This is a genomic window from Pseudomonas sp. SBB6, from assembly GCF_024213215.1.
Classification (GTDB): Bacteria; Pseudomonadota; Gammaproteobacteria; order Pseudomonadales; family Pseudomonadaceae; genus Aquipseudomonas; species Aquipseudomonas donghuensis.
In genome coordinates this window covers 361,238-384,860 of the sequence record NZ_JANAVH010000002.1, presented here as the reverse complement: position 1 = coordinate 384,860, position 23,623 = coordinate 361,238, and the positions used below count along the sequence as shown (strand labels likewise).

Here is a 23,623-nt window from a genome sequence, read left to right as displayed (position 1 = left end):
ATGACCATGACTACCCATATTCGTCCGGCCCTGAGCCTGATTCTGTTGATGACCCTGATCACCGGCGCGGTGTACCCGCTGGTGGTCACCGGCATCGCCCAAGTGGCCTTCCCCGACCAGGCCAATGGCAGCCTGCTGCGCGATGAGCAGGGCCAGGTGCGCGGCTCGCAGTTGATCGCGCAACGCTTCGACGGCGACGCCTGGTTCCAGTCGCGGCCTTCGGCGGGCGACTACGCCACGGTAGCCAGTAGCGCCAGCAACCTGGCACCGAGCAATCCGGCGTTGGCCGAGCGGGTCAAGAGCAGCGCCGCGCAGCTGTACATCGAAGCGCAGGGGCCAGTGCCGCTAGCCTTGCTGACCACCTCCGGCAGCGGCCTGGACCCGCACCTGTCGCCTGCGGCGGTGGCCTACCAGCTGCCGCGGGTGGCGGCGGCGCGCAAGGTTGCGCCCGAGGCCTTGCAACTGCTGGTCGAGCAGTCCACCCTGCATCCCTTGATCGGCCCGCCGGTGGTCAATGTGCTGGCCCTGAACAGCGCCCTTGAGCGGCTGGCACCGGCGTCGAAATAAGGACAGGCAGTGAGCATGAGCAATTCCGAACGCGCAGATGCGTTGTTGGCTGGGCTGCCGCGCGAAGGACGCGGCCGGCTCAAGGTGTTTCTGGGCGCGGCGCCCGGGGTAGGCAAGACCTACGCCATGCTCCAGGCCGCCCATGCCCAGTTGCGCCAGGGGGTGGTGCTGCTGGCCGCAGTGGTCGAGACCCATGGCCGCGCCGAGACCGAGGCGTTGCTCGGCGGCTTGCCCCAACAGCCTCTGCTGCGTAGCGAATACCGCGGCATGCTGCTGGAAGAAATGGACCTCGACAGCTTGCTCAAGGCCCACCCGCAACTGGTGCTGGTCGACGAGCTGGCCCACAGTAACGCTCCCGGCAGCCGCCACGCCAAGCGCTGGCAGGATGTCCAGGAGTTGCTCGCCGCCGGCATCGACGTCTACACCACGGTCAACGTCCAGCACCTGGAAAGCCTCAACGACCAGGTGCGTGGCATCACTGGCGTGCAGGTGCGTGAAACCCTGCCGGACTGGGTGCTGCAGGAAGCCTTCGAACTGGTGCTGATCGACCTGCCGCCGCGCGAACTGCTTGAGCGCCTGCGCGAAGGCAAGGTGTATGTGCCGGAGCAGGCGCGGGCGGCGATCGATGCGTTTTTTTCCCAAACCAACCTGACCGCCTTGCGCGAGTTGGCCATGCAGACTGCGGCGGCCCAGGTCGATGCGGACCTGGCCCACGGTTACCGCCAACTTGGCCAGGACGCCCCGGCCTTGCGTGGTCGCTTGTTGGTCGGCGTTGATGGCGATGCCCAGGCCGAGCGCCTGGTGCGGCATGCCAGCCGTGTCGCCCAGCGCCGCCATCTACCCTGGACCCTGGTGCACGTCGACAACGGCCGGCTGCGCGACGAAACCGCACGTCAGCGCTTGCAGGCGGCCCAGCAACTGGCCGAACGCCTGGGTGGCGAAGTGGTGCTGTTGCGCGCCGGCGAGGTGGCCAGGACCCTGATCCAGCATGCCCTGGAACGGCGCGCGAGCCTGGTGCTGGTCGGCCAGTCACGCGATCGCCTGCGCCGGCGGCTGTTCGGCGCCGGGGTGGCGACGCGCTTGCTGCGTGATGCCCATGGCCTGGAAATCAACGTGCTCGACCGCGACACCCAGCCCGAACCGCCCAGTGCAGCGGTGAAAAAGGTCTGGGTCTGGCGCCATTACCTGTTGGCCCTGGCCGCCACCCTGTTGGCGTCCGGCCTGGCCTGGGCGGTGGCCAGCGTGCTGGCCTTGCCGAACATCTCCCTGGTGTTTCTCGCCGCGGTGTTGCTGGTGGCGGTACGCAGTAGCCTGGGCCCGGCGCTGGCCTGTGCGGCGATGTCGTTCCTGGCCTACGACTTTTTGTTCATTCCGCCGACTTTCTCGTTCAGCATCCAGCGTGAAGAAGACGTACTGACCTCGCTGTTCTTCCTGTTGATGGCAGCGCTCACCGGTAACCTCGCCGCACGCCAGCGCCGGCAGTTGCAGGCCCTGCGCGAAACCCAGGAGCAGACCAGCCAGTTGCTTGAGCTGTCGCGCAAGCTCACCGCCGCCACCGACCGCCAGGCGGTGTTCACCGCCGCCGGCCAACACCTGGATGGCTGGCAGGACCTGCAGGTGTGCCTGCTCGAACGCGATGCCGAGGGTCGACTGCAAGTGGCCAGTGGCGGCGATCTGCAGTTCAGCGACAATGAGCGTGCCGCCGCCGACTGGGCCTGGCAGCACGACCAGGCGGCGGGCCAGGGCAGCGATACCTTGCCCAACGGCCGCTGGTGGTGGTGGCCGCTGTCGGTGGACGAGGCGCGCCTGGCGCTGCTCGGCGTGCGACCGCGCAAAGGCCAGCAACTGACGGCCCAGCATTGCCGCCTGCTCAAGGCCCTGAGCCAGCCGCTGGCCCAGGCCCTGGCCCGGGCGCGATTGGCCGAGCAGCTTGAATCGGCCCGTTTGCATGGCGAAACCGAACAGCTGCGCAGCGCCTTGCTGGCCTCGGTGTCCCACGACCTGCGCACGCCGCTGACCGCCATGCGCGGCAGCATCGACAGCCTGCTGGCCCTCGGTGAGGCGATCCCCAAGGCCGATCGCCAGGAGTTGCTCGAAGGCACCCGCAACGAAGCCGAACGCCTGGATCGCTACATCCAGAACCTGCTCGACATGACCCGCCTGGGCCATGGCGGCTTGAAGCTGGCGCGCGACTGGGTGGCGCCCACCGACATTGTCGGCAGTGCCCTGAACCGCCTGCGGGTGGTGCTGGCGCCGTTGCAGCTGCGCACCGAGGTGCCGGCCGACTTGCCGTTGTTGTTCGTTCACGCCGCGTTGATCGAGCAGGCGCTGATCAATGTGCTGGAGAACGCTGCACGTTTTTCTCCGGCGGCTGGGCGGCTGGCGCTTCAGGTCAGCACTGAGGGCGAGTTGTTGTGCTTTGCCGTCAGCGATGAAGGGCCGGGTATTCCCGAGGCCGATCGCGAGCGGATTTTCGACATGTTCTACACCGCTGCCCGCGGTGACCGGGGCGGGCAGGGCACGGGGCTGGGCCTGGCGATCTGCCAGGGCATGATCGGCGCCCATGGCGGGCACATCCGCGTGGGCGACGGTATCGATGGCAAGGGTACCTGCATCACTCTATGCTTGCCGCTGCCGACCCAACCCGAGCCTGAAAGCGAAGCCCCATGAGCCAAAGCGCGACCCTGCTGGTCATTGATGACGAGCCGCAAATCCGCAAGTTCCTGCGTATCAGCCTGAGTTCCCAGGGCTACAAGGTGGTGGAGGCCGCTACCGGTGCCGAAGGCCTGACCCAGGCGGCATTGGCGCGCCCCGACCTGGTGGTGCTCGATCTGGGCCTGCCGGACATGGACGGCCAGCAGGTGCTGCGTGAACTGCGCGAGTGGAGTGCGGTGCCGGTGCTGGTGCTGTCGGTGCGGGCCAGTGAAATCCAGAAGGTCGAGGCGCTGGACAGCGGTGCCAACGACTACGTGACCAAGCCCTTCGGCATCCAGGAGTTCCTTGCCCGGGTGCGGGCCTTGCTGCGCCAGGCGCCGCAGGCAACAGCCACCGCATCGGCGCTGAGCTTCGGGCCCTTGACCGTCGACCTGGCGTTTCGCCGGGTGACCCTGGACGGCATCGAGGTGGCGCTGACCCGCAAGGAATATGCGCTATTGGCGCAGCTGGCCAGCCATCCGGGGCGGGTGATCACCCAGCAGCAACTGCTCAAGGATATCTGGGGGCCGACCCACGTCGATGACAGCCACTACCTGCGCATCGTCGTCGCCCATGTGCGCCAGAAGCTCGGCGATGACCCCACTGCGCCGCGGTTTATCGTGACTGAGCCTGGGGTGGGGTACAGGCTGATCGGGCCGGAGCAGAATTAAGGGCCCTATCGCGGGGCAAGCCCGCTCCCACAGCAAATGTAGGAGCGGGCTTGCCCCGCGATGCTGTTAGCAGTCAACGCCGCTCCGCCTCATAGTTATCCAGCGTATCGCGGGCAATTTCCCGGCCCAGGGCAATCAGCTCCGGCGCCTTGTAGAACTCAAAGAACCGGCACACCCGCTTGGGCACGTTGATCAGCACATCCGGCGGATACCCGGCAATCTTGTACTGGGCAAGTGACGTCTGCATCACCTCGAAGCTCTGGTTGATCAAGTCCAGCAGGGATGCAGGCCCGACGTTGTCGATGATGATCGAGCCGGTCGCCGATTTCGGCGCGCCGTCAGCTTCCGGCGCCGCAGCCGGTTGCTGGGCTTCGGGGGCGGCCGCGTCGCTGAGCCAGGGGTTGGGAATGTGCGCCGCCTCAGGTTGCAGCTCCTGCTCGATGCGCATCAATTGCTCGGCCGGTTTGCGCCGGAACGGCAGGTGCGAGCCCAGCGAGTTGATCAGGCTGTCAAAGCGCAACTTGAACGCTGCCGGGCGTTCGATCACCGGTAACTGGTATTGCCTCTGGTTGGTCGAGTTGAGGTTCACGGCGATGATCAGGTCGCAGTGGCTGGAGACCACCGGGATGATCGGCAAAGGGTTGAGGATGCCGCCATCGACCAGCATGCGGTTGCCTTGCACCACCGGCGTGAACAGGCTGGGAATCGCCGCAGAAGCGCGCATGGCCTGGTGCAGGCAGCCCTCCTGGAACCAGATTTCCTGCTGGTTGGTGAGGTCGGTGGCGACTGCCGTGTAGGGGATGCGCAGGTCTTCGATATTGACCTCGCCGACGATCTTGCGAATCTGCCCGAAGACTTTCTCACCGCGTATCGCCCCCAGGCGAAAGCTCACGTCCACCAGGCGCAGCACGTCCAGGTAGTCCAGGCTCTCGATCCAGTTGCGGTACTGATCGAGTTTGCCAGCGGCATAAATACCGCCGATTACCGCACCCATGGAGCACCCGGCGATGCAGGCGATGTCGTAGCCGCGGCGTTCGATTTCCTCGATCACGCCGATGTGTGCATAGCCCCGAGCTCCACCTGAACCCAGAACCAGTGCGACGCGCTTTTTCATGATGCTTCCCCGGTGTTCTGCTTCCATGGTCTAACAATGCGCCCAATTGTGTCTGTGCTTCAATCGTCAGCGGCGCTGCGCTACGCTGAATAGGGCACTTTTCTCACTGTTTGCCGTCGAAGTCGCCACCCTGAACTTTTTCTTCTGAGGAATTGCCGATGAAAGCCTGGATTTGCCTGCCCTTGATTGCCCTGGTCCTGACCGGTTGCGCTGGCAAGACGGCCTACCGCGACAGCTGCGCCAATCAGCTGGACGCGGCCTGGAAGGAGCTCGACCTGGCCAAGGCCGAAGGCTTCGCCGGTACCGTCAGCTACTCCAAGGCGTTGTCGCTGTTGACCGGGGCCAAGACCCAGCAGCAGTTCGAAGCGTTCGAAGGCTGCAGCAGGAAGGCCCAGAAAGCCCGCTTCTACATTCGCGAATCCCGCGCCGGGCGCTGATACAGGAGTAGACCATGTCGTCGGCCATGCTTGACCATGTCATTGCCCAGGTACTGAGCCTGCAGGTGCGCCTGCTGGCGTGCCAGGCACGTCTGGCTGCCGATACCGACAGCGAGGCGCTGCACGACCTGCGCATCGGCGTGCGGCGCTTGCGCAGCCTGCTGCGGCCGCTGCGCGAATTGCCCGGTGTCGACCAGCTGGAAGCGGCTGCCCAGGCGCTGGGTACCCTGACCACACCACTGCGTGACCGTGAGGTGCTGGCCGCGCAGTTGTTCGAGCGACAGCAGACGGCCGCTGCGCAATCGCGCCTGGCTCAGCGCAGGCAAACCTTCGCCAATGTCGCCGCCAGTCCCGAGCTGGCGCGCCTGCTGGCAATCGTCGACGCTTTCCCGGTGTTCCTGCGCGCGGCGCAGCGCCAGGGCCTGATCCGGCGCCTGCAACAGCGCATCGACAAACGCCTGGGAAAACAGTGGAAGCAACTGCGCGAGGCCCTCGACGATCCCGCCCACGACCGCCATCGCCTGCGCCTGCTGATCAAGCGGGTGCGCTACGCGGCTGAAGCCTACCCGCAATTGCAGCACTCCAACCCACGCCTGCAAAAGGCCCTCAAGCGTGCCCAGGGTGACCTGGGCACCTGGCACGACCTGCTGCAGTGGCTGCTGCAAGCCGAGCAGCAACCCGACCTGGCCCCGTGTGTCAGCCACTGGCAAGCGCAGCAGGCCACGGCTGAGCAACGCGCCGATGCCACCCTGGAGCGCCTGCAGGTTCGGCTTGCGCAGCGATAGCCCGCTGAAATGGCCGAAATGCGTGCTGTAGACCGGCTGCTGTCTGGTTAAGATCAATCTTTTTCTGATCGCTGAGGTCGTCATGAACTTTTCGCAGTTGCTCACGGCGGTCCGCCAGCATCCCCAGGCGGTGACCATTGATTCAAGCTGGGCCCAGGGCCGTGCCTGTTTTGGCGGGCTGATGGCTGCCTTGGTGTACGAGGCCATGCTGGCCAAAACTTCGCCGGGGCGTCCAGTGCGCTCCCTGGCCATTACCTTTGTCGGCCCGGCCGAGCCCGAAGTGCCGATCAGCTTCGACGTCGAGCTGCTGCGCGAGGGCAAGGCCGTCAGTTCGCTGTTAGGCCGGGCAACTCAGAACGGTCAAGTGGTGACGCTGATCCAGGGCAGCTTCGGTGCCGGGCGTGACTCGGTCGTCGATGTTCCGGCCTTGCCGGCGGTCGAAATGAAAAGCCTGCAGGAGGCCGCGCCCGAGCTGCCTTACATCAAGGGGATCACGCCGGAGTTCATGCGCCACCTGGCCCTGCGCTGGGCAGTGGGCGGCTTGCCGTTCAGCAACACGCCATCGCGCAGCATGGGCGGTTGGGTACGCCTGCGCGGTGACGTCAAGGATGAGCCGGTCAGTGAAGCGCACCTGCTGGCGCTGGTCGATGCCTGGCCGCCGACCTTGTTGCCTTACCTGAGCAAACCGGCGGCGGGCAGCACCCTGACCTGGACCATCGAGTTCGTGCAGCCGGTGCCGAGCCTGAGCACCCTGGACTGGTGCCGGTACTGTGCGCAGATCGACCACGCCCGCGATGGTTACGGGCATGCCTCGGCCGCGCTATGGAGCGCTTCTGGCGAGTTGCTGGCAATCAGTCGCCAGACGGTGTCGGTGTTCGCTTAACGGCGATGACGCTGGCGCCAGGCACGCCACCAGGCACCGCTGAGCACGAAGCGCGGAAAGGTGATGAACTGCTCGACCAGCAGGCGGCCAATGGCATCCTTGCGGTCGGCGAACGGCTCGGGTTGTTCGGCTTCCAGGCGGTGCCCCTGACGCTGTAGGCCGAGCCCGGCGATCAGGGCGATGATGCCCACGGCCAGTTGCCCAAGGTCCAGCGAGAACAGCCCCGAGAGCACCAGCAACACGCCGAGGATGAACAGCGGCACGGCAATCAGGTGCAGCACCAGGTTGGTCGGGTTGCGGTGGTTGTGGTGATAACCACGCCATTGCCAGGCGGGCAGGTTGGGCAGGCGTTTGCTCATGGAAATATTCCTCAGGGGCTTGCCTGAAGAATAGTGTGGCCCCGGCAAAGGGGCCAATCGATGGCGGCTATGACGCCTATAGCTTGAGCTGGCCGATGGCCTTGTTCAACTCGCCGGCCAGGGTCGCCAGTTCGCTGCTGGTGGTGGCCGAGTCAACGGTCTGCTGCACGGTCTCTTCGGTGACGTCGCGGATGCTCACCACCGCCCGGTTCATTTCCTCGGCCACTTGGCTCTGCTGCTCGGCGGCCACGGCAATCTGCGTATTGCTTTCACGCATCTGCGCCACCGCGCTGGTGATCTGCGCCAGGGCAGCGCCGGCTTCTTGGGCCTGCTGCACACAGTCGTCGGCCTTGAACGAGCTTTCCTGCATGAAGTCCACGGCGTCGCGGGTACCGGCCTGCAGGGCCGAGACCATGGTGGTGATTTCGTCGGTAGAGGCCTGCACCCGTTTGGCCAGGTTGCGTACCTCATCGGCGACCACCGCAAAGCCACGGCCCAGATCGCCGGCCCGGGCTGCCTCGATGGCGGCGTTGAGTGCCAACAGGTTGGTCTGCTCGGCGATGCTGTGAATCACCCCGACCACGCCGTTGATCTTCTGGCTGTCGTCGGCCAGCTGGCGGATCATTTCGGCGGTCTGTTGTACACCGCTGGACAGCCCGGCAATCGAGGTCTGTACCCGGCTGACCACTTCCTGGCCGCTGCCGGCCAGGGTGTCGGCGCTCTGCGACAGGTCGCGGGTGGCGCCGGCGTGCTGGGCGATGTGATAGACCGTGGCGGTCATTTCGTTGATGGCGGTGGCGGCCTGGTCGGTTTCGCTCTGCTGGCCGAGCATGCCGTGACGCACGTCGTTCATGCTCGCGGCCAGGCGCGCGGCGCCGGAATCCAGTTGTGCGGCGGTGCGCGCCACGGTGTTGACCACCCGGTGGTAGGTGGTCTGCATGGCATTGAAGGCGCTGGCCATCTGTCCGACTTCATCACCACAGGCCAGGGGCACGCGGGCTGACAGGTCGCCGGTTTTTTCCACGTGCAGCATCACGTCCTTGAGGGTGTTGAGCTGGCTGAGCAGGAAGCGGATCAGCAGTTGCGAGGCGCAGAGCATCGCCAGCATCAGAATCAGTACGCACACGGCGTAATTGGTGAAGCGGTCGGTGAATACCTGGATCAGGCTGGGGGAGGGCGCGAGCACGGCGATCTGCTGATCGCCGTGGCTGATGACCTGGGCGCCGGCCAGCGGATTGTCGCCCAGCAACGGCATGCCTTCGAGCTCGACCCAGCCTTGGGCCGTGGCCAGCGCATCGAGGCTGTGCCCTTCGAACTGCGGCGCCTGGCCGGGGGTGTACGTCAGCCACAGCGCGTTGCTCGGCAGGGGTTGCCCGGCTGGCCAGGCCGCCAGCAGCTGCGCCTGGGCCTGGGCTTTGCTTTGTGCACTCTGGGCCCGGGCCTGCTGTTCAAGGTGCACGGCATACAGCACCAGAAACAGCGTGGTGACAAAGGCGACCGCATTCACGGCCCAGAACTTGTACTTCAGGGAGATATTGCTAAGCCAGGCACCCATGGTAGGTCTTCTCTGATTGAGCGGAAACATTGTTGGCAAGGTGCCATCATTGTGCCCAGTCGATCATCAAGACGTTTTGATATGCGTCAAATAATCGCGGGCAGGTTAAAGAAGGCGCGGGCAGTGGCGGTGCTGTGGGCAGCCAGCTGCTCGGCGCTTTCGCCACGGTGCAGGGCCACTTCACGCAGCACTTCGGTAAGGAACGCCGGTTCGTTGCGCCCGCTTTTGGGCTTGGGCCGCAGGCTGCGTGGCAGCAGGTAGGGCGCGTCGCTTTCGAGCATCAGGCGGCCCTGGGGGATGCTGCTGACCAGCGGGTGCAGGTGGGTGCCGCGCCGCTCGTCGCAGATCCAACCGGTGATGCCGATGTGCAGGTCCAGGTCGAGGTAGCCGAACAGCGCCGCACGCTCGCCGGTAAAGCAGTGCACCACCGCCGCGGGCAGGCGGTCACGAAAATCCTTGAGGATCGCCAGCAGGCGTTCGCTGGCCTCACGTTCGTGAAGAAACACCGGCATCTGCAGCTCCACCGCCAGGGCCAGCTGTTCTTCCAGGGCTTTTTCCTGTTGCGGGCGCGGCGAGAAATCGCGGTTGAAATCCAGCCCGCATTCACCCACGGCCTGCACCCGCGGCTGCTCAAGCAAGGCGCGCAGCTGGCGGTTGCTGTCGGTGCTCCAACTGCTGGCGTCATGGGGGTGAACCCCGGCGGTGCTGAACAGGCGCTGGGCGCCTTCATCCAACTGCTGGCACAGCTCAAGGGCCTGTTCGCTGCCCGCAAGGCTAGTGCCGGTGACCATCATCTGCACCACCCCGGCGGCCTCGGCGCGTTCGAGAATTGCCGGGTGTTTGTCGGCAAAACTTGGGTTGGTCAGATTGACGCCGATGTCGATGAGTTGCATGGTGCTACCTCAGGCCGGGGGCCGGCCAGCATAACAAAGCTCGACGAAAATCGATAAAGCCAAGAACTTCAACGAGTTGTCGTGGTCTTTTGCGGTCAACTGTCATGGAACGACTGCAAACTATGGCGCCAACCCCACACGCGCGGACCTCGCAACGGATGACCCGAGCGCTGTTTTTGTTGATCGTGCTGAGCTTCTCGCTGCTGACGGCAGGGCCGGCCAGCGCGCGTCTGGCCGGGCCGCAACAGGCGGTGCCCAAGACCCAGGTGCGCGACCTGGCGCAGATTCGCAGCAGCCGGGTGCTGAAGGTGCTGGTCAACCAGAGCCGCAACAGCTCCGGCGAGGTCAAGGGCGAGCCGGTGGGCGTCGAGTACCACCGCCTGCGCGCCTTTGAGCACTACCTCAACGCCCGCGCCCGCGATGGCGAGGAAATCCGCCTGAAGATCATCCCCCGCGCCAAGGAGCAGCTGCTGGCCGCCTTGCAACGCGGCGAAGCCGACCTGGTGGCGCCGGGCGAACTGGTCGATCCAACCTCCACCCGTGGCCTCAGTGCCAGTGATCCGGTGGTCGACAAGGTGCCCCTGGTGCTGGTCGGGCGCAAGGGCGAGCGTAGCTTCCAGCGCGTCGAGCAACTGTCCGGGCGCACCCTGGCACTGACCAGCTCAAGTGCCGCCGGCGACACCCTGCATGAGATCAACCAGAAGCTGGCCCTGCGTAAGCTGGCACCGATCAAGGTCGAGTGGGTCGACCCGACACTGGCGGTCGAAGATGTGCTGGAGATGGTCCAGGCCGGGATTTTTCACCTGACCGTGGTCGAGCAGCCGATTGCCGAACGCTGGGCCAAGGTCATGCCCAAGCTGCGGGTCGAGCGCAAACTGCATGTGGCCAGCCCCGAGGCCATGCGCTGGTACGTGCGCCGTGACGCGGTAATGCTGCACGCCAGCGTCGACCGCTTTCTTCAGGGCTACAAGGCGCCGGCCAATCAGGATGCGGCGTTTGAGCGGATCTACCGGCGTCTGTACCGGGTCCACAATCCCCTGGCACGCACTGATCGCAAGCGCCTGGAGGCATTGCGCCCGGTGCTACAGCGCCACGCCAGCGAACAGAAGATCGATTGGTTGAACCTGGCTGCGGTGGCCTTCAAGGAGTCCTCCCTTGACCCGACCGCGCGCGGGGCAGGGGGCGCCCACGGGCTGATGCAGATCACTCCCAGCGCCGCTCAGCGGGTGGGGGTGAGCAATATTGCCAATGTCGATGGCAATGTTCAGGCCAGCGCCCGCTACATGGCGCTGATCCGGCGCAAGTTCTTTTCCAGCAACCAGCTTAACGAGCGTGAACGCATGGCGTTCACCCTGGCGGCCTATAACCTGGGCCCGGAGCGGGTTCAGGCGATGCGTGCCGAAGCGCGGCGGCGTGGGCTCAATGGCAACCAGTGGTTCTTCCAGACCGAGCGCATCGCCATGGAACAGGTGGGCATGGGGCCGGTGAGCTACGTAAACAGCGTCAACAAGTACTTCCTGGCCTTCGACCGCGAGCGTGAATCTCTGGAGCCCAAAGGGGGGAAAGGTAGTGGGCGCAAGTAAGGGTGTTGTTTGATGTTGCTCGTTAAGGTTTAGGGAGATCCGGATGGGGCGGGGATGCTGATTCACCTTTGCGCCCTTACGGCGCCTTACTTTTTTCAGTCGAAAAAAAAGTAAACAAAAATTCTTGCTCTACCAGGGGCCCTACGCTGCGCTTCGGGTTCCCTCCCTCCGGTGTCGCTACGGGGCATTGCGAACTACGAGTTGCAAGCAACTCTACGTTTCGAAACTTCGGCTAACGCCGAAGGTGCTGCGCACTAGCCCCTTCGCAACACCTCCACTCGGCCCTTCTGGTTAACGGGGCCGGTGGATCAAGATCAAAAGCAGATCAAGAGCACAATTCGCGTTGCCCTTGTGGGAGCGGGCTTGCCCCGCGATGGGATGTGGCAGACAGCACGCTATCGCGGGGCAAGCCCGCTCCTGCAGTCACATGTTGACATCTGACCCGCGGCTTCTCTAGGATGCTGACTTGCGCCGATTTAAACAGCTACTTGCGGGGCGCAGGGTTACCTCTTTGGAGGTTTCACCAAATACCGCTAAAACGCTGGTTCGGTGACGCCTCCCACCGCAGCCCAGCGGGTTTTGCGAGGCGGAGATCTACTCCATGAGTTGTCCACGTTCCAGCGTTTGCCTGACCCCGTTGCCTGCCAGCCAGGCTACGCGCACGCCGCGTATTCTCTTGGGCGGCAGCCATCAGCCAACACTTCTGCGCTACCTCGATGGCTGGCCACGCCGTAAAGGCCGTGCCACTGCCTTCCTGATCCAGTTTGCCGACACCTGCGCCTCGCTTGGCCAGTTCGCCAACGACCGTTTCGATCTGGCGGTGATTCAGTCGCCCAGCGCCGAAGATGCCGCCGAAGTTCTCGGTCACCTGACCCGTGTCGCTCGGCAGGGCCTGATTACCCGGGCTTGAGTGACAGCCCGGGTCAGTTGCTCAATGTGCCTTGGCTTTCCTGATCCGTAGCACAATCACCAGCATGATCAATACCACCACCGGCGCCATGCCCAACAACGCCTCGCGTGCGCTGATCTGCGCGCCCAGGGTATGCAGGCCGGCATAGAACAGTTTGAACAGGCTCAGCAGGTAGTAGCTGATGGCGATGATCGACAGGCCTTCAACCGCTCGCTGGATCTTGATCTGAGTGTCGGCGCGGGCGTTGAGGCTGCGCAAGATCTCGGCGTTCTGTTCTTCCATCTCGACCTGCACCCGCGCCTGCAGCAGGTCGCCAAGGTTGGCCACGCTCTCGGCCAGGTGCTCAAGGCGCTGTTCGGTGACCGCGCAGTAACGCACGGTGGGCTTGAACCGCCGCTCGATGAACACACCCAGGCGCTGGCAATCACCGACATGGCTTTCCCGCAGCTCGCCCAGGCGCTCGAATACCAGTTGCGCGTAGGCCTGGGTGGCGCTGAAGCGATGGCGGTGCTTGACCGTGCTGCCGACCACCTGGCGCGACAGCTGAGCGATGTCGGCGAGCAATGCCTTGGCATTGCCGCCGTCACTGCTGACGTTGCGCTCCGACAGGCTGACCAGCTTGCGGTCATAGGCGTCCAGTTGCGGGCTCAGGGCCTTGGCGGCGGTCAGCGACAATGAGGCCATCATCCGGTAGGTCTCGATCTCCAACAGGCGACGGATCATTCGCCCCTGACGGTAGGCATTGAGCCTGCGGTTGATGAACAGGAAGCGGTTGGTGCCATCTGCAGTCAGGCGAAAATCGCTCCACACCACGGCATCGCCGCCGCCCACGCAGGAGCCGCAGGGGTCTTTGAAACCATAACGGCTCAGGTCCAGGTCCTGTTCGTCGCGCACCAGTACCTGCACCGCGTTGATCATCTGCTCGCGGTAGGGCTCGACGCCTGCGGCGAGGGCCGGGGGCAGGGTGGTCCAGTTCAGCTCGCGGCTGGTGGCGGGTACCACCATCGTCAGGGTGAAGAACTCGGCATGGCGTTCCCATTTGAACGGATGGCCGTCCAGCTGGGTGATGCCCTGTGCGGCGTTCGGCTCGAACGCATCCGCGCAGCAGCGCTGCAGCAGAGCGTTGCAATCGGCATCGGTGCCGAGAAATGCCAGGTGGAAAACATGCACCGGCTCATCGAAGTACAGCGACGGGCGGGCGTGCAACTCGTTGTGCAAGGCGGTGCGTTGGGCGTGCATGCGGGTCAGACCGTATTGTTGTGGTTGTCTGCGGTTTCCCTTTGGGACTGGAACCGCCAGGCACAAGTCACGTGCTGTTGCGCCGCGCGTCGGCAGGGTTGATGATCAGGCCCTGCAAGCCACTCAGTCAGCCTGTAAGCGAGAATTTTTGTTGAGTACGCAAATCATCACGAAGGAAGGTCACGAAGCGCTCAAGCAGGAGCTGGACCATCTGTGGCGGGTAAAGCGTCCCGATATCACCCAGAAAGTCACCTGGGCGGCGTCTTTGGGCGATCGTAGCGAAAACGCCGATTACCAGTACAACAAGAAACTGCTGCGCGAGATCGACCGCCGCGTGCGCTACCTGCGCAAGCGTCTGGAAGACATGCGCGTGGTCGAGTATTCGCCGGAGCAGGAAGGCCGGGTGTTTTTCGGCGCCTGGGTCGAGATCGAGAACGAGGAGGGCGAGACCAAGCGTTTTCGCATCGTCGGTTACGACGAGATCTACGGGCGCATGGACTACATCTCGATCGACTCGCCCATGGCCCGCGCCTTGCTGAAAAAAGAGGTCGGCGATGAAGTCATCGTCCAGACCCCTTCCGGCGAGATGTGCTGGTGGGTCAACGCCATCGACTACGTCAAACCCTGATCAGCCCTCGCGCAGCACCGCCAGCGGGCTGGCATTGAGCGCCCGGCGCGTGCCGTAGACCCCGGCGCCGCCGACCAGCAGGGCGCCGATGACCGGCAGCAACAGCAGCCACGGGTGCGGGCCCCAGTGCAGGTCGAAGGCATAGCGGTACAGCACCAGGGTGATCAGCTCACAGCCGATTGCCGCCAGCAGGCCGCTGGCCGCCCCGAGCAAGCCGAACTCGATGCGCCGGGCCTTGACCAGCAAGCCGCGCCCGGCGCCCAGGGCACGCAGCAGGGCGCCCTGGCGGATGCGCTCATCAAGGGTCGCCTGCAAGCCGGCGAACAGCACTGCCAGGCCCGCCGCGAGGACGAACAACAGCACGTACTCCACCGCCAGGGTGACCTGGGCGAGGATGCTGCGCAGCTGTTCGAGCAGGGCGTCGACCTGGAGGATGGTCACCGCCGGAAACGCCCGCGACAGCGCCACCACCTGCGGGTCATGGCCGGGAGCCAGGTAGAAGCTGGTCAGGTAGGTGGTCGGCAGGTCCTGCAGGGTTTCAGGCTGGAAGATCATGTAGAAGTTGGGCTGGAAGCTGTCCCAGTTGACCGTGCGCAGGCTGCTGACCTGTACCTGGCGTTGCAGGCCGCCAATGGTGAAGGTCAGTTGGTCGCCCAGCTTGAGCTTGAGGCTCAGGGCCAGTTCGGCTTCCACCGAAACACCGGGCAAGGCCTCGACGGCAGGTTTGGCTTGCCACCACTGGCCTGCGGTCAGGGTGTTGCCCTGGGGCAGGTCGGCGGCCCAGGTCAGGCTCAAGTCGCGCTGCACGGCGCGGTCGCCGGTGGTTTCCTTGCTGACGATCTGCTGCACCGGCTCGCCGTTGATTGCCGTCAGGCGTCCGGGAATCACCGGGTACAACGGCGCGGCTTCGGCAGAGAACTCGGTCAGGCGCTGGGCAAAGCTGTTCTTGTCGTCGGGCAGGATGTTCAGGGCGAAATAGTTCGGTGCGTCCTTGGGCAACTGGTTCTGCCAGGTGTCGAGCAGCTCGGCGCGCAACAGGGCAATCAGGGCCATGGCCAGCAGGATCAGGCCGAAGGCCAGGGATTGCCCGGCAGCCGCCAGCGGGTGGCGCAGCAACTGGCCAAGGCCCAGGCGCCAGGCCAGCGGGCTATCGGCGAGCAGGCGCCGCAGGCTGCGCAGGCCGAGCAACAGCAGCCCGCCGAGCAGCAAGGCGGCGACCAGGCCGCCGCCGAGCAGGGCGAAGGTCAGCAGCAGGTCGAGGCTCAGCCGCCACATGATCAGGCCCAGGGCAAACAGCGCGGCGCCATACACCAGCCAGCTACTGGCCGGCACCGGCAGCAGGTCGCGGCGCAGTACCCGCAGCGGCGGCACTCGGCCAAGGGCCGCCAGCGGCGGCAGGGCGAAACCGGCCAGGGCCACCAGGCCAGTGGCAATCCCGGCCAGGGCCGGGGCAATGCCACCGGGCGGAATCTGTGCCGGCATCAGCCCTTGCAGCAACTCGAACAAGCCCAACTGGGCCAGCCAGCCGAGCGCTGCGCCGCACAGTGCGGCGATGCTGCCCAGAATTGCCAGTTGCAGGCAGAACAGGCTCAACGCCTGGCGGCGCGACAGGCCCAGGCAACGCAGCAGGGCGCTGGCATCGAATCGACGGGTAGCGAAGCGGCTGGCCGACAGCGCCACGGCAACACCGGCGAGCAGCACCGCCACCAGGCTGGCCATGTTCAGGTAGCGCTCGGCCTTGCCCAGGGCGCCGCCGATCTGCTGGTTGCCGTCGCGCGAGTCCTGCAGGCGTTGGTTGGCGGCGAGGCTTTTGCTCACCGCGTCACGATAACTGGCCAGCGCTTCGGGCTCGCCACGCCAGAGTTCGCGATAACTGACCCGGCTACCCGGTTGCACCACCCCGGTGGCCTCAAGGTCGGCGAGGTTGATCAGCACTCGCGGGGTCAGGCTGTAGAAGTTGCCGGCGCGGTCGGGCTCGTAGGTCAGCACCCGGCTCATGCGCAGGGTTTTCATGCCCACATCGATACTGTCGCCGATCTTCAGGTCCAGCGCTGCCAGCAGTCGCGGTTCGACCCAGGCCTCGCCTGGCGCCGGGCCGCCGCCAGCGGTTTCGGCGCCATAGGGCTCGGCGGCGCTGCGCAGCGCACCGCGCAGCGGGTAGGTAGCGTTGGCCGCCTTGATGCTCGACAACTGAATACCGTTGTCGGTGGCGATCACACTGGAAAACTCGACCACCTGGGCATGTTGCAAGCCCAGCGCCGTGCCACGGTTGACCTGCTCGGGCGCGGCTGGCGAGCTGCCTTGCAGGACCAGGTCGGCACCGAGGAATTCGGTGGCGCGCAGCAACATGGCGCCGTTGAGGCGGGCGCCGAAGTAACCGATGGCGGTACTGGCCGCCACCGCCACCAACAGGGCGAAGAACAGCACGCGCAACTCACCGGCGCGGGCGTCGCGCAGCAACTGGCGCAGGGCCAGGGGGAACAACGGCAAGCGCTTCATCAAGGCTCCAGCGGCGCGACCAGGTGGCCGGCGTCCAGGCGGATCAGGCGACGGCAGCGCTGGGCCAGGCGTTCGTCATGGGTGACCAGCACCAGGGTGGTGCCGCGTTCCTTGTTCAGGTCGAACAGCAGGTCGCTGATACGCTCGCCGGTATGGCTGTCGAGGTTGCCGGTGGGCTCGTCGGCAAACAGCACCGCAGGCTCGGCGGCAAAGGCGCGGGCGATGGCCACCCGTTGCTGTTCGCCACCGGAAAGCTGGCGTGGCGAGTGGCTCAGGCGCTGGCCCAGGCCGACCCGCTCAAGCAGGCTGCGGGCGTGCTCGCGGGCATCACGGCGACCGTCCAGCTCCAGTGGCAGCATGACGTTTTCCAGCGCGTTGAGGCTGTCGAGCAATTGGAACGACTGGAACACAAAGCCGACGTGCTCGGCCCGCACCCGCGCGCGCTGGTCTTCATCCAGCGGGCCGAGGTCATGGCCCGCTAGCGTCACGGAGCCGGCACTGGGCAGGTCGAGGCCGGCGAGCAGGCCGAGCAGGGTTGATTTGCCCGAGCCCGAGGCGCCGACGATCGCCAGGCTGTCGCCCTGTTTCAATTCCAGCGAGAGTTCGTGCAGGATGGTCAGGTCGCCTTCCGCGCTGGGGACCACTTTGCTAAGGTTGCGCGCACTGAGAATGCTGGGGCCCATGGAGAATCCGATGCGAGTGTGGTTATTGAGTGCTGGCCTGGCCTTGATGTGCATGGCCCAGGGCGCAGCAGCGGGGACCGTGCTGATTGTCGGCGATAGTATCAGTGCCGCTTTCGGCCTGGATACCCGCGAGGGCTGGGTTGCCTTGCTGGAGCAACGCCTTAAGCGCGAGGGTTTCGACGCCAAGGTGGTCAATGCCTCGATCAGCGGCGACACCAGTGCCGGAGGCCAGGCGCGGCTGCCGGCGCTGCTTGCAGAGCACAAGCCGGAGTTGGTGGTGCTTGAATTGGGCGGCAACGATGGCCTGCGCGGGCAGCTGCCAACGCAATTGCAACAAAATCTTGCCTCGATGATCGACAGCTCGCGCAACGCCGGTGCCAAGGTGCTGCTGTTGGGCATGCGCTTGCCGCCCAATTACGGCAAGCGCTACACCGAGGCTTTCGCCAAGGTGTATGAAAACCTGGCAAGCGAAAAACAGGTGCCGCTGGTGCCGTTTTTTCTCGAAGGGGTGGGCGGTGTGCCCGAGCTGATGCAGGCCGATGGCATTCATCCGGGGCAGGGCGCCCAGGCCAGGTTGCTGGAAAATGCCTGGTCGCAACTAAAACCGCTGCTTTGACGCTTTTATAGTGACCGGCTTTCGGCTAATGTTGCGCCCCCGATTTGGAGCCCCCGATGCCGCGTCCCGCCTGGTCCCTGTATGCCTATCAATTGATCGAGCCTGACGAACAGCTTGACCTGTTCGCCTGCCAGGAGATCCGCGTTCACCTGGTAGCCCGCCAGCTCGAGCTCGGTGGCTCGGTCGACCGTACCCTGTGCGGCACCCTGTTGCCGGCGCAACCGCGCTGGTCGCAGGCCGAGCGCAGCATTTACCGTGACCGCCGCCTGTGCTCGCTGTGCCGGGCGATTCTCGATGCCCAGCGCCGTGGCACGCGGCCGGTATGGCCCGAACTGTAACCTGCTGATATAACCTTTCATCCCCTGTACGGCCAACCGCTGCCGGGACATCTCCCGATTATGCAGGGGGCGGTGTACAATCGATTGCTTGACTCAATTGAATTAGCGAAGGATTTCCCGGATGTTGCCGCGCTTTCCCGCCGTCACCTGTTGCCTGTCCCTGGCCGCCCTGCTGGCGGCAGGTCCCGCTGCTGCGCTGGAGTTCCCCCTGCCGCCTCCCGGTGAAGACGTCATCGGCCAGGTCCAGGTGATCAAGGCCAAGTACGAAGACACCTTTGCCGACATCGGTACGGCCAACGACCTTGGCTATCTGGAAATGATCGCCGCCAACCCCGGCGTCGACCCATGGCTGCCGGGCGCCGGCACCGAGATCATCCTGCCGACCCGCTTCATCCTGCCGCCGGGCCCGCGTGAAGGCATCGTCATCAACCTGGCCGAGTACCGCATGTACTACTACCCGAAAGGGCAGAACGTGGTGCACACCTACCCGCTGGGTATCGGTCGTGAAGGCTGGGGCTCGCCGATCGCCAACACCAGGGTCACGGCCAAGACCCCGAACCCGACCTGGACGCCACCGGCCTCGATCCGCAAGGAACACGCCGAAGACGGTGACATCCTCCCGGCCGTGGTGCCGGCAGGCCCGGACAACCCGCTGGGGCCGTTCAAGTTCACCCTTGGCGTGCCGGGCTACCTGATCCACGGCTCGAACAAGAAGTTCGGCATCGGCATGCGCACCAGCCACGGTTGCTTCCGCATGTTCAACAACAACGTGCTTGAGCTGGCCAAGATGGCCCCGGTCGGTGTGCCGGTACGCATCATCAACGAGCCTTACAAGTTCGGCCTCAGTGCCGGCAAGGTCTACCTCGAGGCGCACACGCCGCTGGACGACAAGGGCGATCCGTCGGTGGTCGACAAGCACACGTCAGTCATCAATGCCCTGCTCAAGCGTGAAGACCTGGCCAACAACCTGCGCATGAACTGGGATATGGTGCGTGATGTCATCGCAGCCGAAGACGGCATGCCGGTGGAAATTGCCGTACCCAATGGTGCCAGCGGCCAGGCACCGATGGTTTCCAGCGTGCCTTACGACATGCAGTAAGCCCTGCCTGCTTTATCCGAGGCCTGCCATCGTGCAGGCCTCGTCGTTTCTGGCGTTGCACTTTTCTGACAGCAATAAAAAAGCCGACCCACAAGTGGGTCGGCTTCCAATAACAATCCCGAAGGACTATTACTTGCGGCTGGCTTTGTCCAGCATACGCAGAGCGCGCTCGTTAGCTTCGTCAGCGGTCTGTTGTGCTTTTTGAGCAGCAGCCAGAGCGTCGTCAGCTTTGCGATAGGCTTCATCGGCACGAGCTTGTGCACGAGCAGCTGCGTCTTCGGTAGCGGTCAGACGAGCTTCGGTTTCTTTGGATACGCTGCTGCAACCGGTAGCCAGAACTGCGGCCAGAGCCAGAGCAGAAAATTTCAGAACGTTGTTCATCGTGTTCCCCTTCAAGGACTTTCTATTAAATAGCCATCTCTCAAGAAAGAGAAACTGGCCGGCGTACATAGTACCCATTACTTGTAGTAAGTAAACTGACAGAGCGCAAGAACTGCAAAAAAATGCGCCTGTCCCGGGTCCGCCACAGCCTAATGTAGAAAAACTGTGAAGGCGCCGCCCGCGCGGGTGCTTGCAAGTGTAGCAAGTGCGTATTTTGTTGAACTAAAAGTGACTTAAAGTGTCATCCTTCGTCATAGCACTACAACATCCGGCAACTGTTCAGGCCGATGCTCGCCGCCGTGTCCGCTTGCCACAAGTGGGTGAAATTTGCGACCAGCCACCTTGAGCATCTGGGCGTGGGGCGCCTACTATTTGTACGTGCTCATTTGCCAGAGAACAGCCATGCTCTTCTCGCTGTCCAATGGGGCACGGGGTGGCGTAGAGGTTCCTTCGCCGGAAAAACATCGGTAAGGTAGGGGTCAGAGCACAAGACCCGCGAGGAGTAGTGATGAGCGAGGCGTTGTCCATCCACCATGACCAGGCTGGTCATCAATTCGAGACCAATGTGGACGGTCATCGTGCTTACCTGACCTACATGGACCTGGGTAAGCAAACCCTGGATATCTATCGCACGTTCGTACCGAACGCGTTGCGTGGCCGGGGTATCGCTGCGGCACTCACCGAACAGGCGCTCAAGTACGCCGAAGACATGGGTTATACCGTGATCCCGTCGTGCTCCTATGTTGAGCGTTACATGGAGCGTCAGCAAAAACACGCCACCAACAAGGCCTGAGGATCGCGAAGGGCAGCCATCAGCGCTGCTGTTCAACGCACCAACAAAAACGCCGGGCAATTGCCCGGCGTTTTTGTATCTGCCTGTCAGCCGCGCTGGCGTTTGGGCAGCACGTCCTTGAGCTTGGCGTGCATGCTGCGCAAGGTCTTCTCGGTCGACTCCCAGTCGATGCAGGCGTCGGTGATGGATACACCGTACTGCAGGTCGTTGAGGTCTTTCGGGATCGCCTGGCAGCCCCAGTTCAGGTGGCTCTCGACCATCAGGCCGATGATCGACTGGTTGCCTTCGAGGATCTGGTTGGCGACGTTCTCCATCACCAGCGGCTGCAGGGCCGGGTCCTTGTTGGAGTTGGCGTGGCTGCAGTCGACCATGATGTTCGGCTTGATCTTGGCCTTGGCCAGGGCCTGTTCGCACAGGGCGACGCTGACCGAGTCATAGTTGGGCTTGCCGTTGCCACCACGCAGTACCACGTGACCGTAGGCGTTGCCCTTGGTGGTGACGATGGACACGCCACCTTCCTGGTTGATGCCGAGGAAGCGATGCGGGCTGGAAACCGACTGCAGGGCGTTGATCGCAACGGTCAGGCCGCCGTCGGTACCGTTTTTGAAACCGACCGCCGAGGACAGGCCCGAGGCCATTTCGCGGTGGGTCTGGGATTCGGTGGTGCGCGCGCCGATGGCCGACCAGCTGATCAGGTCCTGCAGGTACTGCGGGGAGATCGGGTCAAGGGCTTCGGTGGCGGTCGGCAGGCCCATTTCCGCCAGGTCCAGCAGCAGCTGGCGACCGATGTGCAGGCCATCCTGGATCTTGAACGAGTCGTCCAGGTACGGGTCGTTGATCAGGCCTTTCCAGCCGACCGTGGTCCGCGGCTTTTCGAAATACACGCGCATGACCAGGTACAGGGTGTCGGACACCTCTGCCGCCAGCACCTTGAGGCGCTCGGCGTATTCGTGGGCAGCCTTGATGTCGTGGATCGAGCAGGGGCCGATCACCACGAACAGGCGGTGGTCCTTGCCGTCGAGGATATTGCGTACCACTTCGCGACCGGCAGTCACGGTCCGCAGGGCAGTAGCGCTGAGGGGAATTTCCTTCTTGAGCTGATCGGGGGTGATCAAGGTCTCGTTGGAGGCAACGTTTAGGTCATCGATCGGTAAATCAGCCATCGTGTTACTCGTCAGGTCACGGGTGCCGGCCGCCAGCGATCCCCGTGCGGCGGAGCAGCGAAAATTGTACGCAGCGGGGAGCCGAACCTTAGCGCGTTACACCGTGGCTCGACAATGGGCAAGGGCGGCTTTCCTGCAAGGAAAAGCCCACAGACACGGGGTTTTTAGCCCGGAAGGAGGATTTCCCGGGTATGACTTGCCTCAAGGCTGGCTTCGGAGAACTCGCCGGCGTGCAGGCTGACCCATTGCTGGGCGAGGGTTTCAAGGTCCGCGTCCGGGCTTTCGGCCTGGGTCTGCGCCTGGCAGAAGTGCTGGATCTGGCACACCTGTTCGCCCATGCGCGCGCCAAACAGTGCCTGTTCATCGACGAAGGCAATGCCTACCCGATAGCCGTCCTGTTGCTTCTGGCACCAGGCCACATAACCGGGATAGCGTGCCTCGGCGCCGAGCGAGGGGATCAGCATATCCACCGCCATGCCGCGTCGGTAGGCTCGTGGATGGTTGCAGGCGATTCCGCCCAGGCTGATAGTGTGCAGACGTTGGCGAAACAGTTTGGGCGACTGACGCAGGGTCAGTACGACCGGAACGTCGTCCGGGTGCAGCAGAAACCCACGCATGCTCGACTCCGTGTCGATTTTTTGACCTTGTTCGCTTGAGTATAGTGAAGGTTCGCAAGACGTATGATTTGCGTGTAAAAAATGTGAACAGAAAATGAACGGTTGAGGAGAGCAGGATGAGCACGAGCAACCCGCGTATCGGCGTGATCGGAACCGGCGCCATTGGCGGCTTCTACGGCCTGATGCTGGCGCGTGCCGGGTTCGAGGTGCATTTTCTCCTGCGCAGCGAGTTCGAGGCCGTTCAGCAGCACGGGTTGCGGCTCGACAGCGCTGTTCACGGCGTTGTACAGATGCCGGTCTTGGCCTATGCCGATGCCGCTGACATGCCGCCTTGCGACTGGTTGCTGGTGGGCGCCAAGACCACCAGCAACGCCGAGCTTGCGCCGTTGATCGCTCAGGTCGCGGCGCCGGATGCCAAGGTGGTGCTGCTGCAAAACGGCCTGGGTGTCGAAGAGCAGTTGCGCCCGTTGCTGCCCGCCGACCTGCACCTGCTCGGTGGCTTGTGTTTTATCTGCGTCAACCGCGAAGCACCGGGGGTGATCCGGCACCAGTCGTTGGGCGCGGTGAACCTTGGCTATCACAGTGGTCCGGCGGCGGATGAAGACAGCCGGCAGTCCATTGTCGAGGCTGGGGCGACGTTGTTCCATGCGGCCGGCATCGACTCCCAGGCGATGACCAACCTGGCCCAGGCCCGCTGGCAGAAGCTGGTGTGGAATGTGCCCTACAATGGTTTGTCAGTGCTGCTCAAGGCCAGCACCACGCCGCTGATGGCCGACGCCGACAGCCGCGCCTTGATCCAGGCATTGATGGCCGAAGTGGTGCAGGGCGCGCGCGCGTGTGGCCATGAGCTGCCGCAAGGCTATGCCGAGCACCTGTTTGCGGTAACCGAGAAGATGCCTGACTACTGGCCGAGCATGTACCACGACTTTACCCAGCAGCGGCCGTTGGAGCTGGCGGCCATTTATGCCGAGCCGTTGGCCCAGGCCAGGGCGGCGGGGTGTGAATTGCCGAAGATGCAGGCGCTGTATCAGGCCCTGGCCTTTATTGATCGGCAAACAGCATCGCGGGTCAAGTCGGGCCGCCGCATCGCCACTCCCACAATGTAGGAGCGGGCTG

The 23,623-nt window shown here is 64.1% G+C and carries 24 protein-coding genes; 14 read left to right on the top strand and 10 right to left on the bottom strand.

Annotated features, from left to right (window positions below; all coding sequences use genetic code 11):
* Positions 1-6: 6 nt before the first annotated feature.
* From kdpC to NLX68_RS05015, 3 genes are read left to right on the top strand one after another with little or no spacing between them, the layout of a single operon-like run.
* The gene (kdpC, locus tag NLX68_RS05025) at positions 7-567 is read left to right on the top strand and encodes a potassium-transporting ATPase subunit KdpC (protein WP_254283085.1); all 561 of its coding nucleotides are present in this window, start codon (positions 7-9) and stop codon (positions 565-567) included.
* A 15-nt stretch (positions 568-582) separates the two neighbouring features.
* A complete protein-coding gene (locus NLX68_RS05020) occupies positions 583-3,237 on the top strand; it encodes a sensor histidine kinase KdpD (RefSeq protein ID WP_254283084.1) in 2,655 nt (884 codons plus the stop codon).
* A complete protein-coding gene (locus NLX68_RS05015; RefSeq protein ID WP_010222564.1) occupies positions 3,234-3,932 on the top strand; it encodes a response regulator in 699 nt (232 codons plus the stop codon). The genes NLX68_RS05020 and NLX68_RS05015 overlap by 4 nt, the downstream gene beginning before the upstream one ends.
* 73 nt (positions 3,933-4,005) lie before the next feature.
* On the opposite strand, the gene NLX68_RS05010 is transcribed toward NLX68_RS05015, so the two are convergent.
* The gene (locus tag NLX68_RS05010; RefSeq protein ID WP_254283082.1) at positions 4,006-5,046 is read right to left on the bottom strand and encodes a patatin-like phospholipase family protein; all 1,041 of its coding nucleotides are present in this window, start codon (positions 5,044-5,046) and stop codon (positions 4,006-4,008) included.
* 158 nt (positions 5,047-5,204) lie between these two features.
* Here NLX68_RS05010 and NLX68_RS05005 point away from each other — a divergent pair, with 158 nt between their 5' ends.
* From NLX68_RS05005 to NLX68_RS04995, 3 genes are all read left to right on the top strand, one after another.
* Positions 5,205-5,483, top strand: coding sequence for a hypothetical protein (locus NLX68_RS05005; RefSeq protein ID WP_010222562.1), 279 nt, complete (start codon positions 5,205-5,207; stop codon positions 5,481-5,483).
* Positions 5,484-5,497: 14 nt separating this feature from the next.
* The gene (locus tag NLX68_RS05000) at positions 5,498-6,268 is read left to right on the top strand and encodes a CHAD domain-containing protein (RefSeq protein WP_254283080.1); all 771 of its coding nucleotides are present in this window, start codon (positions 5,498-5,500) and stop codon (positions 6,266-6,268) included.
* A gap of 82 nt (positions 6,269-6,350) precedes the next feature.
* The gene (locus tag NLX68_RS04995; protein ID WP_010222560.1) at positions 6,351-7,151 is read left to right on the top strand and encodes an acyl-CoA thioesterase II; all 801 of its coding nucleotides are present in this window, start codon (positions 6,351-6,353) and stop codon (positions 7,149-7,151) included.
* Here the strand turns inward: NLX68_RS04995 and NLX68_RS04990 are convergent.
* The 3 genes from NLX68_RS04990 to NLX68_RS04980 all read right to left on the bottom strand — a co-directional run bounded on the left by NLX68_RS04990 (position 7,148) and on the right by NLX68_RS04980 (position 9,958).
* Positions 7,148-7,510, bottom strand: coding sequence for an Mpo1-like protein (locus NLX68_RS04990; RefSeq protein WP_010222559.1), 363 nt, complete (start codon positions 7,508-7,510; stop codon positions 7,148-7,150). The genes NLX68_RS04995 and NLX68_RS04990 overlap by 4 nt on opposite strands.
* A 76-nt stretch (positions 7,511-7,586) precedes the next feature.
* Complete coding sequence (locus NLX68_RS04985) at positions 7,587-9,065, bottom strand: methyl-accepting chemotaxis protein (protein WP_254283078.1); 1,479 nt, start codon at positions 9,063-9,065, stop codon at positions 7,587-7,589.
* An 86-nt stretch (positions 9,066-9,151) separates the two neighbouring features.
* A complete protein-coding gene (locus NLX68_RS04980) occupies positions 9,152-9,958 on the bottom strand; it encodes a TatD family hydrolase (protein ID WP_254283076.1) in 807 nt (268 codons plus the stop codon).
* Positions 9,959-10,116: 158 nt separating this feature from the next.
* Between NLX68_RS04980 and NLX68_RS04975 the strand changes: the two genes are divergently transcribed.
* Together NLX68_RS04975 and NLX68_RS04970 are read left to right on the top strand one after the other, a co-directional pair.
* Positions 10,117-11,541 carry a transglycosylase SLT domain-containing protein gene (locus NLX68_RS04975; protein WP_254283317.1) on the top strand — a complete coding sequence of 475 codons (1,425 nt, stop codon included), beginning with the start codon at positions 10,117-10,119 and terminating at the stop codon, positions 11,539-11,541.
* A 601-nt stretch (positions 11,542-12,142) separates the two neighbouring features.
* The gene (locus NLX68_RS04970) at positions 12,143-12,451 is read left to right on the top strand and encodes a hypothetical protein (protein ID WP_115086172.1); all 309 of its coding nucleotides are present in this window, start codon (positions 12,143-12,145) and stop codon (positions 12,449-12,451) included.
* Between the two features lie 21 nt (positions 12,452-12,472).
* Here NLX68_RS04970 and NLX68_RS04965 read toward each other — a convergent pair whose 3' ends face one another.
* The gene (locus NLX68_RS04965) at positions 12,473-13,690 is read right to left on the bottom strand and encodes a DUF3422 domain-containing protein (protein ID WP_254283069.1); all 1,218 of its coding nucleotides are present in this window, start codon (positions 13,688-13,690) and stop codon (positions 12,473-12,475) included.
* Between the two features lie 151 nt (positions 13,691-13,841).
* Here NLX68_RS04965 and greB point away from each other — a divergent pair, with 151 nt between their 5' ends.
* Entirely contained in the window at positions 13,842-14,318 is a 477-nt protein-coding gene (gene greB, locus NLX68_RS04960; RefSeq protein ID WP_010222552.1) for a transcription elongation factor GreB, read from the top strand.
* Here greB and NLX68_RS04955 read toward each other — a convergent pair whose 3' ends face one another.
* The gene (locus tag NLX68_RS04955; protein ID WP_254283067.1) at positions 14,319-16,817 is read right to left on the bottom strand and encodes an ABC transporter permease; all 2,499 of its coding nucleotides are present in this window, start codon (positions 16,815-16,817) and stop codon (positions 14,319-14,321) included. It abuts the gene before it with no gap.
* Positions 16,817-17,500 (bottom strand): ABC transporter ATP-binding protein, encoded by a 684-nt coding sequence (locus NLX68_RS04950; RefSeq protein ID WP_010222550.1) that lies wholly within the window; start codon positions 17,498-17,500, stop codon positions 16,817-16,819. Before NLX68_RS04950 ends, NLX68_RS04955 begins: the two co-directional genes overlap by 1 nt.
* A 10-nt stretch (positions 17,501-17,510) precedes the next feature.
* Here NLX68_RS04950 and NLX68_RS04945 point away from each other — a divergent pair, with 10 nt between their 5' ends.
* From NLX68_RS04945 to NLX68_RS04935, 3 genes are all read left to right on the top strand, one after another.
* The gene (locus tag NLX68_RS04945) at positions 17,511-18,116 is read left to right on the top strand and encodes an arylesterase (RefSeq protein ID WP_254283059.1); all 606 of its coding nucleotides are present in this window, start codon (positions 17,511-17,513) and stop codon (positions 18,114-18,116) included.
* A gap of 56 nt (positions 18,117-18,172) precedes the next feature.
* Entirely contained in the window at positions 18,173-18,454 is a 282-nt protein-coding gene (locus NLX68_RS04940; protein WP_254283057.1) for a hypothetical protein, read from the top strand.
* A 121-nt stretch (positions 18,455-18,575) separates the two neighbouring features.
* On the top strand, positions 18,576-19,553 hold the full coding sequence (locus NLX68_RS04935) for a L,D-transpeptidase family protein (protein WP_254283055.1): 978 nt from the start codon (positions 18,576-18,578) through the stop codon (positions 19,551-19,553).
* 129 nt (positions 19,554-19,682) lie between these two features.
* On the opposite strand, the gene oprI is transcribed toward NLX68_RS04935, so the two are convergent.
* Positions 19,683-19,934, bottom strand: coding sequence for an outer membrane lipoprotei OprI (gene oprI, locus NLX68_RS04930; protein WP_003259780.1), 252 nt, complete (start codon positions 19,932-19,934; stop codon positions 19,683-19,685).
* Between the two features lie 508 nt (positions 19,935-20,442).
* On the opposite strand from oprI, the gene NLX68_RS04925 reads away from it, so the two are divergent.
* On the top strand, positions 20,443-20,727 hold the full coding sequence (locus NLX68_RS04925) for a GNAT family N-acetyltransferase (protein WP_010222546.1): 285 nt from the start codon (positions 20,443-20,445) through the stop codon (positions 20,725-20,727).
* An 86-nt stretch (positions 20,728-20,813) separates the two neighbouring features.
* Here the strand turns inward: NLX68_RS04925 and NLX68_RS04920 are convergent, their stop codons facing one another.
* Together NLX68_RS04920 and NLX68_RS04915 are read right to left on the bottom strand one after the other, a co-directional pair.
* On the bottom strand, positions 20,814-21,890 hold the full coding sequence (locus NLX68_RS04920) for a 3-deoxy-7-phosphoheptulonate synthase (protein ID WP_254283053.1): 1,077 nt from the start codon (positions 21,888-21,890) through the stop codon (positions 20,814-20,816).
* A 164-nt stretch (positions 21,891-22,054) separates the two neighbouring features.
* Positions 22,055-22,507: a PilZ domain-containing protein gene (locus tag NLX68_RS04915; RefSeq protein WP_254283051.1), complete on the bottom strand. Its 453-nt coding sequence runs from the start codon at positions 22,505-22,507 to the stop codon at positions 22,055-22,057.
* Between the two features lie 116 nt (positions 22,508-22,623).
* On the opposite strand from NLX68_RS04915, the gene NLX68_RS04910 reads away from it, so the two are divergent.
* The gene (locus tag NLX68_RS04910; protein ID WP_254283049.1) at positions 22,624-23,613 is read left to right on the top strand and encodes a putative 2-dehydropantoate 2-reductase; all 990 of its coding nucleotides are present in this window, start codon (positions 22,624-22,626) and stop codon (positions 23,611-23,613) included.
* Positions 23,614-23,623 lie beyond the last annotated feature (10 nt).